Raw genomic sequence first — 14,916 nt, forward strand, 5'->3', positions numbered from 1 at the left:
AGATCGAATTAGTCTAAATAAAGGACTTCATTGGCGATGAAAGAGCATGTATATTTTTATTGATAAATATGCATGCATAGTAACAATAAATAGTTAAAATAGTTCATAAATTTTCTTTTCGTGTAATTTTTATATATAATCAGACCTATTTTTTTACTTCCAAAGTTATTTATAGACAATAAACAAATGATCAATATAGAATTGTTTATTTGATATCCCGAAATTCCAAATTCATTTTAGGACATCATGACCCCATTAATTCGACATTTACAAGAAACCTTCCCTGAATTATCTATCCCTCAGGCCGGGCAAATTCCTTTGGACTGGACATTCAAAGAATCTATTAAGAAGCTAGGTCCTGATTTTTATCGGAAGATAATCCCTCTTCATTTGGTGATGAATCTTGAATACAGTCTTTTAGGGCAACAACTTAGAGCTAAATTCCTGTCCAGGCAGGAAATCGATCGTGAAGCACTCCAAGAGCAGCTTTTCGCTGCATTGATAATGGCTGAGCTGTTGGAAGAGATATATGAGCACTACTTGATCATTCCAAGAGAAGTGACGCGTTTACGTCAGCAACAAAATTTATATCGTGAATTGTTAAAATTAATAGGAGCACCTTCACAGCGGCAGAAAAAAGTCGAAGACTGTCCTTCGTTTACTCAACAAATACGTAATACGACGCTCGAGATAAATTTATATCGTTTGTTATTAACTCGCTCCAAACGAGCACTGGATCTGTTGGCTCTCCTTAATACCAGCTCGGAATCATATCGACATTTTGTCAGAATAATGGACAAACTTATGGATCCTATTTTGACACATGTAGCATGGTTTTTTTGGTTACCCCGTTTGCTAGTGAATCTTTTCGTGTTAATAAAGCATACGTTGCCTGGGTGGTGGATGAAAGATGAAGAATACTCTTTAGGGTGGTCTGTGCGTCTTAGTGCCCAAATAAAGCGGCGTTGGTTTGAATTAGGTAATGACATTGCCTGGGTTGGAACAGGGGTCGTTAATTGTTTTTTCTTAACTGGTGCACTGGCTCCATTGGCAATTTATGTATCGCTTGCAGTTTTCGCATTTGATGTCATCATGGCGACGACTAGGGCTTATATCGAATTGAGTCGTTTAAATGAATTGCGAACGCACTATACCGCAATGCTCAGTAACACACGTAATGTGAAAGAGCAAAGGGAAATAAAAGAGCATATTAAAGCCATTGATAACCAAATTGCTTTTGAGCGATTTCGGCTTGGCTCCCATGTAACCACTACGACGCTTATTTTTTTGGCAATGTGTTCTGCTCTTCCCATGTTTGCAGCGAATCCAATTATTCCGTTGATTGCCGCAATGTGTTTGGTTACGATTTGTTTGGTTAATTTTGCTTTAGCAGAACAGCTTAACTTGCGTCGACCTAACGATACAATCGAGCGTCCAGCCGCCTTGGAAAAATTGGGATTTTTTAGCAAAAAAGAACCAGCACTGGTTGATTTGGATTTAGAGCATGATGAAGAGGACGACTTGGCATTTGATAATCCACTGTGTTGTGTCTAAACAAAGCCTGGTGAAGGCGTAAGCCGTAACCCGGAACATCGGAGCAAAGCCCCAGTTTTCACTATACCTCACTCAGGCTATATGAATGATTTCATTGAAGTATAGAGGCTTTATTAATTGAATGTTATGCTTTATGTCTTGTATCTATTTTCAAAGGTAAAGCATGTCAGCATTAGTAGGGTTACCCCAATTTAGTCGTATTGATGTTAATCATTTTCAAACCCATCTTGATGCCATATTAAAAAAGCATTTGGATGAAGTCGAACGTTTGCTCAAAGAAAACCCTCATTATACCTGGGATAATTTAATGTATCCCTTAGAGGATATGGCAGATGAGTTGGAGCGTTTTTGGTCGCCAATGTCTCATTTGCATGGTGTAATGGATTCTCCTGAGTTACGCAAATGCTATGATGCGTGCTTGCCGCTTCTTTCAGCATATGAATCTGCAATGGGCCATAATCATGAGCTGTATGAGGCCATCAAATCAATTGATAAACATTCGTTGAATACGATACAGCAAAAGTTGATCGCCGACAGTTTGCGTGATTTTGAATTATCAGGAGTTGCCCTGGACAAAGAACGTAAAAAACGATTTGAAACAATTCAGACGCGCCTGGATGAGTTAACCAATCAATTTGAACATAACATTCTGGACGCTACCCAAGCATTTACTTTGCACATTAAAGATTCAACGCGCTTGGCAGGTTTACCCGCACATGCTTTAAGTACCGCGAAAGAAGTCGCAGCCGAAAAGGGGCTTGACGGACATGTGCTTACCCTTGAATACCCTTGTTATCAAGCGGTAATGACCTATGCTGAAGATCGTGCGTTACGCGAAGAAATGTATCAAGCCTATATTACCCGAGCCTCAGATCAAGGCCCAAATGCAGGAACCTACGACAATACGCCTTTAATGAAGGAAATTTTAGCGTTACGCCATGAAAAAGCCGAGCTTTTAGGTTTTAACAACTATGCAGAATTGTCGATCGCGACCAAAATGGCAGAATCCACTAACCAGGTTAGAGATTTTATGAATGACTTGGTTAATCGCATCCACACCCAAGCAACAACGGAGTTTAAGCAACTGGAGCAATTTGCTGCGGAACAATTTAAAATTAATCCCGTCAAACCATGGGATGTCGGGTATTTGTCTGAAAAGCGACGACAAGCTCTATTCACTTTGTCACAAGAAGATCTCCGCCCTTATTTCCCACAACCCAAGGTGATGCAGGGTTTATTCGATTTAGTTAAAAAACTTTATGGAATGTCCATTGAAGAAGTAAAGGGCGTTGATATTTGGCATAAGGATGTCCAATGTTATTGTGTGGTCGACGAACACAACACGGTTCGTGGTTATGTGTACACTGACTTATTTGCAAGACCAAACAAACACAGTGGGGCGTGGATGGATTCATTGCAAAGCCGCAGAAGATTGGAAGATGGTAGGGTGCAGTTGCCTATTGCAACCTTGACTTGTAATTTTGCCAAAGCATCCGCCAATAAACCTGCGATGTTATCGCATGAGGAAGTAGTGACTTTATTCCATGAATTTGGTCATTGCCTGCATCACATTTTAACTCAGGTCGATTATCTGGGGGCATCAGGCATTAACGGCGTAGAGTGGGATGCTGTGGAGTTACCCAGTCAATTTTTTGAAAATTGGTGTTGGGAGAAAAGTGGTTTGGATGTTTTGACCGCGCATGTGGACAGCGGCGAACCGATTCCAGAGTCACTTTTTGAACGCTTGATCGCCGCAAAGAATTTCCAATCAGCAATGGCGATGTTACGGCAAATGGAATTTTCAATATTCGATTTTCGTATTCATCAAGAGTATACGCCGAAACAGGACGCTTTGGTTGAGAATATCCTGGCTGACGTACGTTCTAAAACAAGTGTTGTTCCTGTGGTCCCGTACAATCGTTTTCCACAGAGTTTTAGTCATATATTTGCTGGTGGATATGCTGCAGGGTACTACAGTTACAGTTGGGCAGAGGTTTTATCCAGCGACGCTTTTTCTCGTTTTGAAGAAGAAGGCGTTTTAAATCCTCAAACAGGACATGATTTCCTGCATCACATTTTAGAAGCAGGCAGCTCAAAGAAAGCCGCTGAGGCCTATAAAGAATTCCGCGGCCGCCCGGCAACTGTTGATGCCTTATTACGCCATAATGGGATTCAAGGTTAAAGTAAACCCTGGGTGAGGGCAAAGCCCTAGCCCGGGAAATTAGTTCCCGAATTTTCAAAAGAAAACTGCTAATCTGTGCACATTTTATGTTATACTTAAAGTGTACAAAGGGGGCGACCTGGCTTCGACGTGGGTTGCAAAACCAGAGGTGCATGCCGAGAATGAGAACTCTCGTAAATCAGACTCAACTAAATATAAATGCAAACGATGAAAACTTTGCTGGTGGAGAAGCTATCGCTGCCTAATAAGCACTTTAGTTAAACCATCACTGTGTACTGGCCAATAAACCCAGTATCCCGTTCGACCGAGCCCGCTTATCGGTATCGAATCAACGGTCATAAGAGATAAGCTAGTGTCTTAATCCATCCCGTATTAAGATGCGAAATTTAGGGAATCGCTGTGTAGTATCCTGCCCGTCGGAGAATGCACAGTTAAATCAAAAGACACGGCTACGCATGTAGAGCTGAAGGCAGAGGATTTGCGGACGCGGGTTCGATTCCCGCCGCCTCCACCATAACTTATTGATTGATATAGTTATTTTTCATTAAATTTTTCAAGCGGCACCATTAATTTATTTTCTAGTTTTTATGAATTAATAGAATTTATTTTACACATTCGATTTCTTGGATCATGATTGCGCGTTGCTTCATCAAGGCTAAGCTAAATGAAGCATTTAATTTTTATGAGTGAGTATGGGCTGAAGAGCCTGGTTGCTATATCTCTTTTATGCTTTTGGTTGTACTTTCAGATTCATTTGTTCAAAAGCCCCTTTAACGGGATTCGGTGCATCTTGGTCTAACTTTCCATCTTCTTTTAACCATCCTAACTGAACACAAATACTTCGAGTTCTATTAGGCTTTTCTTGAGCATGCGTTAAGATGTCAGTTAAATCTGTATTTTCAAGAAGATTATAATTTCTATAACTTTTAAAACTATCTTTTTCTTTTCTTAGTTTATACTCATTGTTAAATAATTTCTTACATTCTTCAGCCGTAGTAAGTTGGGGTCTATTGGCCTGAGCCTTAGGGTCGGTTTTAATGGCCTGGAGCCTATCTTTAAAATCCTGTTGTGGACTTTTAAAACCAAAATCTGGAAGACCCTGTTTTGGACCTTGTGTAACAATGGGAGTCTCCGCTCGTACTGAGGCTAACGTTCCTTTCACGATTTTTTGTAAGCCAGACTGTGCAACGGATATATCTTCCTGAGATTCAGTCGTTTCGACCCCTTCTTAGTATACCTTTATTCATTTCAAGACATGGCTCAATAAATTTGTGAGGATGGCCATCAGGTAGGGCTATTTTATCCTTATTTAATAACTCCGAATGTAATTCTGGATAAATCATATTTTGTGGGGATAAGTATTGTTTTTTTAACTCTGTTTGTAACTCTGGAACGTGAGCATTAAGATTATCTTTAGTTATTGGAAGTACATCATCTTTATTATAGGGAGTTGCATATGGCTGCCAGCCATCTTTGGTTAGCCGCATAGCGATAGTTTCGTTTTCCCACTGCTTTTTAGATCTCTGCCAACGCATGGTTTCAATAACTAAAACCCCCTGATCCGATTCCGAACTCAGGCGTAGTAACCATAAACGAGCCTCTTGAGTATCTATTCTTCTCCGTTCCTGAGTGTCCATGAGATCAAAATTTTGAGAAATCAAACGTTTAGCTTCTACGGGAGACATTTTGGGATAGATGTCAAATCTAATGTCTTCCCATTTTTTCTCATTTTTCCAATACACTGTTATAGCCTCAATTAAATATTAACTTCGTAATATTATTATAGGTGTTTAGATAGCATTTCGTTCTATTATGTTAACTTTTACTCAAAACGATTAATTTTGCTTTTATTTATGACTTTTTTCCTTTGAATCTTTTTCTATCTGATATTCAAACTCCCTATAGGACTTATATAAATTTTAGCAAGCGTAGGCCGGGCTGAAAAGCTCAGCCTACGGGCTTTATCCATTAATCAATGGTTCAAATTAATACTAAAATAGTTGAATTAATGGAGGGATTTATCTAGTGGTTTCGTTGGCTTGAGATGTGATAAAAAGCACAATAAATTCTGATTACTTATAATGGCAATGGTGAATTGTGTTCCGAGGAGGCAGACCACATCCTTGTGGTAGTGCATCGTCCTTGATGCGTTCAAATAATCCTTATTAAGACATCCGCTGTCCTTCCTCGTACTGATTTAAGCATAGCGAATAATTTTAATGAGTTATACTCAAAATGGCGCATAATCATGTAAGAAATCTCTTAATTTGAGTTTGAGGCCCTAAAATGGGCTGCACATTTTAATTCAGCTGAGGAGTGTTAAAGGTTTAACTTTAATTTAACAGATAAATTATTTGAGATAGATAAGATTTCACATCCTTTAGATGTTCACTTTGATACCAATTCCTTATCGGCGTGGCTGTCTTATTATTACTCAGTGCATGTGAAAGACACTCCTGAAAAAACGGAGGCCGCCAAAAAGAAAGACTTATCCAAATTCATTCATTTTTTCTAAGCGGAAGTAGGGCATTGGTTGCATCAACAACGACCATTATTGGCAGAGGACTCGCTTGCCCAAGTAAACTGATACACCGGATTGGAATGGATTAAGTTCACGCCAATTAATGCGGTTAAAGTCAGCTTGTGAACAGCGTATTAAATGTTGTACACGAAAAAATCAAAATCCACTTATGGAAACCACCTTGTTTTATGTACTTTTAGGCACGGGTCTTCGCGAGCCAGAAGTGGTATCATTAAAAGTCGGACAATATCGACAAAAAGGGTTGTATGATGTTATGCGTCATAAGTCAAAACGCTTCAGCCGGAAAATTCCATTGCCACAAGAGAGTAGGGTTTATTTGGATCAATATTTGAGATCCAGAAATGCCAGTGAAGATGAACCCTTCTTTATTACGAGGTATGGTATGCGTTTGCAGACCTTAGATGTTTACCGAATATGTAAGCGGTTATTAAAGCAGGCATTGGCGTTTTTGCCAGAAGCGGAGAAGTTTGAATTTACTCCACATAAACTTAGGCATACCTTTTTGAAGAAAGTCACCGATAAACATGGGGTGCATTTTGCTCAAGAGCTAAGTGGTAATATATCTATTAAAGAAATATTTAGGTATGCAAAACCCAGCCAGGAAGAAATGCAAGAAACAATAGATGAGTTATTTGCCTAAAGGATTTTAAAGATGGTTGCTTCATCTTATTGGGTTTATATATTACTGTGCGAAAACAACACCTATTATACTGGATGCACAAACAATCTTGAAAAGAGGTATCTGTCCCACATTGATGGTACAGGTAGATGTAAATACACACGTAGTTTTAAGCCAATAAAAATTGCCCAGTCTTGGGAGATTAAAGAAGGAAAGGGTAGAGCTATGAAAGTGGAACATTATATTAAAAAATTATCTAGAAGTGAGAAGGATAAACTAGTAAAGGAACCAACGATGCTGGATCTGAAGTTAATTTAGAATTGAATAATAAAGGAATTTAAATGAAGTTTGCATGTAATATAGATAAAACAGATCGGATAAACCGTACAATAATTGGTGCTGCATTGTGTATTGCTGCAATCTTTGGAATGGGAACGTTTTTTTATATCACATTGGGTATTGTATTGATTATAGAAGGTATTATCGGTTGGTGCTCTATCCCTTATTTGCTTGGGAAAATAAAGTCAAAGCTCTTAAAAAGATAGATTTCTTCACAAAGGTATAAATATCTATTCATTTGCTAATATAAAGAAAATTAAAGGAAATTTATTGAATATCTCTATTTAAAAAATTCAAAAAATTTTATAATTCCTCTTCAGAAAACAGAACTCAGATCCATCTTTTTCTTGGCTTTGTGCTCATACCAATAATCGGCATGTCTATCTTAATGCAGCCTCAGAAAACAGGATTAATCTAAATTTAGAGAGTACCCCCACATGTCGGAAAAAAACGTCCCCGAAGAGCTGAAAATAGAAAAGCTATTAGATAAGTTATCACCAGAGGCAAAAGCTGCTGTTAAAGATCTTGTTGATAGGGGCTCTTCAAACAGTTCATACGTATTATGTAGCTTAGAGATGATGAAAAAGAGAGTATTAAAAGAGAATAGTCTAACCGATCAAATCCCTACCTCATATGAAGATAAATATAGTGATAATTATTACAGCGATAGCGGTAATTATAGCGATAAGTCGTATAGCGATACTCATTACGGCGATAAAGGAGGGTATAACGATAATTACAATGACATCGTTGCAAAGCTTACAAGTGATAATAATTTGAGCGATGATAATGATCTTAATTATAGCAACACAAAATTTAAGCCATGAAAAAGGATATGAGCTTGCAAGATACTCGTTTTACAAATTTGAGAGCAGTTGTTGTTAAACTTACCTCTCGTTGTAATATTAAGTGTGAGTATTGTTATGAAGATATAACCTTCGGCAAAGAAAAGCACTACTATTTGCCTATTGATGATTTTGAATTATTAATAGATAAAATGCTGACAAACTCAAGGCAACATCAGATTACAATTATTTTTCATGGAGGAGAGCCTTCTTTATTGCCCATAAGTTGGTTGGATAGGGCATGTGAGTTTTCTTATGCCTCAGCATTGCGTAATAACAAATCTATTGAAATATCGATGCAGACCAATTTTATTAATATATCAGATGATTTAATGAACTGCTTTAAAAGAAACAATATTGCACTTGGTGTTAGCATTGATAATCCCCAAGATGTTACTCAAAGCATGCGACCACTTGCTGATAAAGTTATAAAAAATTACTTTCGAGCAAAAGAGAATGGGGTAAATTGCGGCATTTTAATGACTATAAATCAAAGCAATGCTCATATGTTTAATAAGATATGCAACTGGTTATATGCTGATATGGGGGCTCTAAGCTTTAAAGCGAACGTTGCATATCCAGTTGGGGCTGGTGTGAATCTGCCCCCTCCCACGCCAAGTGAAATTTTTAAAGCAAAAAAAGATATCATTGACTATATGATTGAAACGAAGGCGGAGTGCGCCACAGAATACCATGTAACAGAGAGCATGATTCATTACGTTGAGTGTCATCTCAAGGGTGTTCAACGTTCCCAGTCCTTGTGTGATTATGAAGGTTGTGGTGCTGGAACAGAGGTTATAGGGATAACCCCAGAAGGAAATATACTGCCATGTGGACGATTTAGCTGGAACGAAAAAGAGTATTTTCTCGGACATTTGAAAGATAAAACAGTGGACTTTAAAATTGCTTACGACAAGAAATTAAAGCGTTTTTTTTCAATAGCCCCTGAAAATTGGCAGGATTGTGGTTCTTGTGAAGCTAGAGCTATTTGCCGTTTTTCATGCCAAGCCTTTATTGCTCGCTCTACACTAAAGGCGAATATAGAATGTGAGGCAACAAAAATGGAGTTTTCTTACCTCGATAGTATAAAAGAATCAGTTGTTCAGATTTATCCTAAGCTAAAGCTGAGAAGTTCTCTTGGAAGCCTGTTAGGAAAATTTGGTTTAGAACAGATACGCAAGGAAAAATCGGAGAACTTTCGTGCTCTTCGTCCATTCTTGGAAAATTTGTTTATGCTTGATTTAGAAAGGAAAAGTAATAGCAAAATTGGAAACGATGAATTTTTAATGCTTATCAATTATCTTGAGCACACTATTCAAAACTCGGATATAACTGGGTAGCCATTTACTAAATGGTGCCATATGGACTCTACCGGTTATGCAAGAAAATAACCAAATTATTTTAAGACAAGAGGTTTAGGTGCAGTCATATATTCGGCCTTTTGTTAAATTAAATGAGATTTAGCAGTACGAATGCGAAAAAATGGGATATGGGGAAGATTAGCTCAGTATCCTCAACTATTTCTATTCAAGATATAAAGAATTGAAAATAATTATGTTAAAGATGGCATGCTTCAAAATATCATTTAAGTACATTCCAAAAGCATATGGCACAGTTCACTAATATGCTCGATTGCCATAAATCAAAAATATTTAATTGAAACAGTTTTTTAAACTCATTTAACCACTAAAATGTACCTATTTTTAATGCGGTCTTTATAGGATTTAGCGCATAAAGCGCGGACTCTTTCAATTTATTAACATAGTGGAACCTGTTAAATCATGCACATTTGAATCAACTGCAACATCCTTTAATTGCTCGAAACTTCGTAGGTTTTTTTTATAACCGTGGGGAAGTCCATCTTTCATTTTACTCAGACAAGAGTTGTATGTATCTTTGCCTATTTTGGGAATATTTAATTGCTTAAATGATTTTTTATCGGTAGCGGTTATACCGGTGTTTCCTTTGAAATATTGTTCGCATAGAGATAAAAATAATTTATCGTTACTTACTACCGTTATATTAATATTTTTTTTATCAACAAGCTTTACCAGATAACTTATTTCGTGGTCTTTTTTGACCTGTTTTGATTTAATAAATCCATGATCACGAAGAGCATAACGTTCTTTCTCTTTTTGCTCTATTGCTGCTTGTTCTTCTAACTCATCAAATGTTGGTTTTTCTCCCTCAGCCACTTGACATAATTTGGAATAAGTTTCTTTATTCATATGGGGCAGATAAAGGGTGTATTTCTTTTTATCAAAAGTAACTATAGTGGCATCATCCATAGCACAGGCTTTAGCATATTGTCTTAGAAGCGCTTCATTATTACCCTCTAGTTCAAGCATAAGTCCTGCTTTACCGAAATAAGCTTTACATTTCATAATATTTCACAATAAAAAAAGATAAAAAATATACATGAAAGTTAAATTATATTCAAGGAGTTGCCCTAACACGCATGGCCATCCCATCTAAAATTGATTAATTTTTTGCTGAGTAAACGGTTAACTTTTTTAAAGAAGAAGTTTAGCAATAAATAGGGATGCTTGGCTTTCTGGATATGGATTTGGACATATCAATATGCTTGGGTGCTATTCGTTTTGCAATGACAAAGCCTAAAATTGGGCTATTCCAGGCGAAAAAGTGTATAGCCAATATTCTTAGCTATATCAAAACCTAGTAAGTTAATATTCATTTATGAATCTCCCATCCGGTGAAAAATTGTCAATTTGAATTCTAAGTTGGTAACAATCAATTACCAACTCAGTGGGTGGGATGGTTCATTACATTAAAGCCTTCAGGACATGTGGATGAAGGCTCATTGTACTCTATTTTTTTCTCCTCTAAGGACTCCATGGAATCCTTGGTTTTTACTGGACTAAAGAATTGTGGTCCGGACTTATTGTTCTTAAAAGGAGTTGTAAAACGATAATGACCTGGATCCCGAACGAAATTGTACAGATGTTTTAAAAAATTAAGGTGCACGTGATGGCCAAAAACCTCTTGCAAAGAGGGTTTGACAGACACGGGAACTTCTGGACAAAGAAGGTGCAGTTGTTGGTTAGCGTATTCTTTGTTAATCCTACCCCATTCTTTAAAAATAATCTTGGCATTCGTCAGTGTAAAATTTTTAAAAAAGGGGTTATTTTTGCTAGCATGCATAAATAAATTACCGATTAAAAACAGAGAAATAACCCTCATTTCTTTGTAATTGGAGGGATGAGCCGTCATGACCGTAGGGAGCAATAATTTCAAAGGCATCACCACAGTATCTATATTGGCAACCACAAAAAAAAGATTCCAGCTGGTGTATAAATCCCGCCATTGAGGGTGAATATGGAACTGGGATACTAGTTTTTTGGAGTTATCGATTTTTAAGTCGGGTATTAATTCGTAACTGGCGTCTTCTTTTCTATAAGCACCCTCTGGCAACAGGGTGGTGAAGTAATTGCATTCATTAAGATACTGTTGCTGCTCCATGAGTTGGATTAGCCCAATAGCGGATTCAGCATTTTCAATACCCCCATACTCTTTGGCATGGTCGGTTGCGTCTTCCCAGGCCGCCTCAAGAATATTTAACCCCATCACAGGGACTGTTTTATCCGATAGTTCTTTGGGTTCAGTCGTTTCAATCCAAGCATTCGAACCAGATAAGCCGTTTTCCCTGATAAAATCATCCAGAGCTTCCTGGGTTTCTTTTTTTTCACCCATTGAGCGGTGAAAGAGGACCGTCAGCATAACCGGTTTGATGGAAACCATTTTTAATCGCTCAAACAGAGTGGCGCTATAGGGGACGCCTAAAATGAAGTCAGCGAGGGGATTTCCTGGATATGGATTGCCGCTTATTTTCACTAAATGATCGTATACTTCTTTTGCAAACAGTTTGCTGTTGGCCATGGTGACCAACATCGCTTCGAAAAGGAACAACAAGTTCAGCTGACGTTCTAGTGTCGATGCAATGGCAGCAAGCTCCTCATCCCCAATTAATGCCATTTCTTCAATAAAAGCCAAGAGTCGACAAAGTGGCTCATTAAATATTAGAGCTCTTTTCAGGTGCTGAGTTAGTTTATTTAAGTCTATTTTTTCTCTGCAGGCTTTGCTTATAAACTCAGTAAATTCTTTATCATTGGTATCTAGATCATCCAGTTTTAACTCGCTTAAAATCTTACTGATCAGACTGGGATTGGATTTCTCTGGTAGAATTTTTTCAATTTTGTCCAAAAAATTGAGAGCTCTTTCTTTCATCTTGATTCATCCTGCGGGTTGAAGGAAGCAAATTCGGTGCGATTGGAGTGTACTAAATATGGGCTTTAAATGCAAAGCCCATGCAAATAGATGAATTTTATTGCCAGCTCTAAATTGACCAAGCATTTCGTTTTAATCCTCTTCAGGGCTGACCGCAGAAATTAGTACCAATCGCAAATAATAGAATATTTTTACATCACACAGTATATTTATTGACATGCAAAAAAACTTTCAATACCATTTGCCTCCGAAAGTACTAAGCAATCTAAGGATTAGCAAACGACTTATCTTCTCTAATACGGGTAGTTTTTGAAGACTGGTTTTTAACCTAGTTTTAATTTAATGAAACGGGTTTGTCGTTTAGATAAAGAATGAAGAAAGACTGGCTGGATTTCTAAACACAGACTGGACTAATTAATCGGCTTCTTTTTCCTTTCCTATCGTACCTTCTAGCTAAAATTTTTTTTTTATAATATTAAATTAGAGAATTATTATGTTACACAAAGATGATGCAGTTGCTTTGTTTATAAAGTATGAAGGGGATTTAGCTAGATTGAAGCAAACCCTGATAAGCGGATGGAATACCGAGATAGGAAGATGGCGTAGCACAAGGGAAATGCATTCTGTATTTCCTGAGCTTTTCAATGCATTACATTTTCTAAAAAATAATTGTGAGGAAATATACGTTGGCGCTCGTCGCACTCCTCGTTATGATCATCCTTTTATGGACATCTATCGAACTTCTAATGACCCCCTACAAATTATACAGGATTTTGTTGAGTATTATTCTAAAGACCATTTTGCAGCGATATTGCTCGATTATTTGGGCCCGTTGAGGGATGATACTGTTGATGTAGGAAATTTAAATCGATTCTATAGTGAATTAAATGATCTCTGCACCCCAAGGCCAATTGTAATATGTAGAGATGATTTTGGATTAGCCCTTAAATTCCCAAGCAATACTTCATATGATTATTTCAATGAAATGATGAGTATTCCTGTTGGAGTGTTCCCTTCATCTAAACCTGTGCTCTATATTAAAGACGAAGTTGTAAATGGTCAGTTAGTAGCAACTTTTCCGAATCGGGCGTCAAGAGAGGAAGCAATTAACCTGCTGGGTTTAACAGGAGCTATAATCACAAGGCAGGGAGACAATCAAATGGTTTTTAAAGATCCAACCATTGCACAATACGGACAAAGTATTTGCATTAATACTCCAGAACATTTATCTAGACCAGAAAAAAGACAGGCCTATCTTGATTACCGTATTATTGTCAAGGGATTAAGTGCTTATGCTAAAAGCCCTAATAGCTTTTTTAGCAACTTTCCTGCAGAAATTAATATGAAAATCGCGTCAACCGTTGCTGATGTATTAGATGTTGAATTGGAGAGCAATGCAGCTGGCAGACTCGCATCGGCTTATCTAGGTCAATAACACAGAATAGCTTACCTATCGATGGATTTATTTGCAAAATGCATCCATAGGTAAGCGCATAAAATTATAAAAAAACTTTTATTTCCTTTATAGACTTATCACGTAATCAATAGAATATTTTTAAATCACACAGCGTATTTATTGACATGCAAGCAAACCTTCAATACTATTTGCCTCCGAAAGTACTAAGCAATCTAAGGCTTAGCAAACGACTTATCTTCTCTAATATGGATAGTTTTTGAGGACTGGTTTTTAACCTAGTTTTAATTTAATGAAACGGGTTTGTCGTTTAGATAAAGAATGAAGAAAGACTGGCTGGATTTCTTTAATGTCTTTAGTCTAAACACAGACTGGACTAATTAATTGGCTTCTTTTTCCTTTCCTATCGCACCTTCTAGCTAAATTTTTTTTTATAATATTAAATATTAGAGAATTATTATGTTACACAAAGATGATGCAGTTGCTTTGTTTATAAAGTATAAAGCTGATTTAACTAAATTGTCGCAAATCATGCAAAGCGGATGGAATACTGAAATAGGAAGATGGCATAACCTAAGGGAAATGCATTCTGTATTTCCTCCTCTTTTCATTGCATTAGATTGTCTAAAAAATAATAGGGAGGCAACATACGATGGCGTTCTTCGCAATCCTTATTATGATGAGCCTTTTAGAAAAATCTATGGAACTTCTAACGACCCCCTACAAGTTATACAAGATTTTGTTGAGTATTATTCTAAAGACCATTTTGCAGCGATATTGCTCGATTATGTGGGTGCGTCCAGGGCTAATACTGATGATGTAGAAAATTTAAATCGATTCTATAGTGAATTAAATGACCTCTGCACCCCAAGGCCAATTGTAATATGTAGAGATGATGATGGATTAGCCCTTAAATTCCCAAGCAATACTTCATATGATTATTTCAATCAAATGATGAGTATTCGTGTTGGAGTATTCCCTTCATATAAACCTGTGCTCTATATTAAAGACGAAGTTGTAAATGGTCAGTTAGTAGCAACTTTTCCGAATCGGGTGTCAAGAGAGGAAGCAATTAACCTGCTGGGTTTAACAGGAGCTATAATCACAAGGCAGGGAGACAATCAAATGGTTTTTAAAGATCCAACCATTGTACAATACGGACAAAGTATTTGCATT

General features: G+C 37.3%; 13 protein-coding genes and 1 other RNA gene. 10 read left to right on the top strand and 4 right to left on the bottom strand.

The genetic code is table 11. The annotated features are described in order from the left end of the window. The first annotated feature begins 246 nt into the window (after positions 1–246). The 3 genes from ELY20_RS11955 to ssrA all read left to right on the top strand — a co-directional run bounded on the left by ELY20_RS11955 (position 247) and on the right by ssrA (position 4,250). Complete coding sequence (locus ELY20_RS11955; protein ID WP_110142576.1) at positions 247–1,554, top strand: hypothetical protein; 1,308 nt, start codon at positions 247–249, stop codon at positions 1,552–1,554. A gap of 163 nt (positions 1,555–1,717) precedes the next feature. After that, positions 1,718–3,736 carry a M3 family metallopeptidase gene (locus ELY20_RS11960; protein ID WP_110142575.1) on the top strand — a complete coding sequence of 673 codons (2,019 nt, stop codon included), beginning with the start codon at positions 1,718–1,720 and terminating at the stop codon, positions 3,734–3,736. A gap of 109 nt (positions 3,737–3,845) precedes the next feature. Continuing rightward, positions 3,846–4,250, top strand: a transfer-messenger RNA (tmRNA) gene (gene ssrA / locus ELY20_RS11965). A gap of 210 nt (positions 4,251–4,460) precedes the next feature. Here the strand turns inward: ssrA and ELY20_RS11970 are convergent. Both ELY20_RS11970 and ELY20_RS11975 read right to left on the bottom strand, forming a co-directional pair. Then, on the bottom strand, positions 4,461–4,898 hold the full coding sequence (locus tag ELY20_RS11970) for a hypothetical protein (RefSeq protein WP_110142574.1): 438 nt from the start codon (positions 4,896–4,898) through the stop codon (positions 4,461–4,463). 46 nt (positions 4,899–4,944) lie between these two features. After that, entirely contained in the window at positions 4,945–5,478 is a 534-nt protein-coding gene (locus ELY20_RS11975; protein ID WP_110142573.1) for a hypothetical protein, read from the bottom strand. A 948-nt stretch (positions 5,479–6,426) separates the two neighbouring features. Here ELY20_RS11975 and ELY20_RS17010 point away from each other — a divergent pair. The 5 genes from ELY20_RS17010 (at position 6,427) to ELY20_RS12000 (ending at position 9,421) form a co-directional block, all read left to right on the top strand. Then, positions 6,427–6,918 carry a tyrosine-type recombinase/integrase gene (locus tag ELY20_RS17010; RefSeq protein WP_325049872.1) on the top strand — a complete coding sequence of 164 codons (492 nt, stop codon included), beginning with the start codon at positions 6,427–6,429 and terminating at the stop codon, positions 6,916–6,918. Between the two features lie 12 nt (positions 6,919–6,930). Further along, positions 6,931–7,215: a GIY-YIG nuclease family protein gene (locus tag ELY20_RS11985; RefSeq protein WP_110142572.1), complete on the top strand. Its 285-nt coding sequence runs from the start codon at positions 6,931–6,933 to the stop codon at positions 7,213–7,215. Between the two features lie 23 nt (positions 7,216–7,238). After that, positions 7,239–7,442, top strand: coding sequence for a YgaP family membrane protein (locus tag ELY20_RS11990; protein ID WP_110142571.1), 204 nt, complete (start codon positions 7,239–7,241; stop codon positions 7,440–7,442). Positions 7,443–7,673: 231 nt separating this feature from the next. Beyond that, entirely contained in the window at positions 7,674–8,063 is a 390-nt protein-coding gene (locus tag ELY20_RS11995) for a hypothetical protein (RefSeq protein WP_110142570.1), read from the top strand. 14 nt (positions 8,064–8,077) lie between these two features. Next, entirely contained in the window at positions 8,078–9,421 is a 1,344-nt protein-coding gene (locus tag ELY20_RS12000) for a radical SAM/SPASM domain-containing protein (protein WP_158618908.1), read from the top strand. 408 nt (positions 9,422–9,829) lie between these two features. Here ELY20_RS12000 and ELY20_RS12005 read toward each other — a convergent pair whose 3' ends face one another. Both ELY20_RS12005 and ELY20_RS12010 read right to left on the bottom strand, forming a co-directional pair. Further along, positions 9,830–10,465 (bottom strand): hypothetical protein, encoded by a 636-nt coding sequence (locus tag ELY20_RS12005; protein ID WP_110142568.1) that lies wholly within the window; start codon positions 10,463–10,465, stop codon positions 9,830–9,832. A 379-nt stretch (positions 10,466–10,844) separates the two neighbouring features. Continuing rightward, positions 10,845–12,326, bottom strand: a complete 1,482-nt coding sequence (locus tag ELY20_RS12010; RefSeq protein WP_110142567.1) for a symporter — start codon at positions 12,324–12,326, stop codon at positions 10,845–10,847. 493 nt (positions 12,327–12,819) lie between these two features. Here ELY20_RS12010 and ELY20_RS12015 point away from each other — a divergent pair, with 493 nt between their 5' ends. Further along, positions 12,820–13,761: a hypothetical protein gene (locus ELY20_RS12015; RefSeq protein WP_127059487.1), complete on the top strand. Its 942-nt coding sequence runs from the start codon at positions 12,820–12,822 to the stop codon at positions 13,759–13,761. A gap of 438 nt (positions 13,762–14,199) precedes the next feature. Next, positions 14,200–14,916: hypothetical protein (locus ELY20_RS12020; RefSeq protein ID WP_148112453.1), on the top strand; the 717-nt coding region annotated here is incomplete at its 3' end.

The sequence above is a fragment of the Legionella qingyii genome, assembly GCF_003990155.1.
GTDB lineage: Bacteria > Pseudomonadota > Gammaproteobacteria > Legionellales > Legionellaceae > Legionella > Legionella qingyii.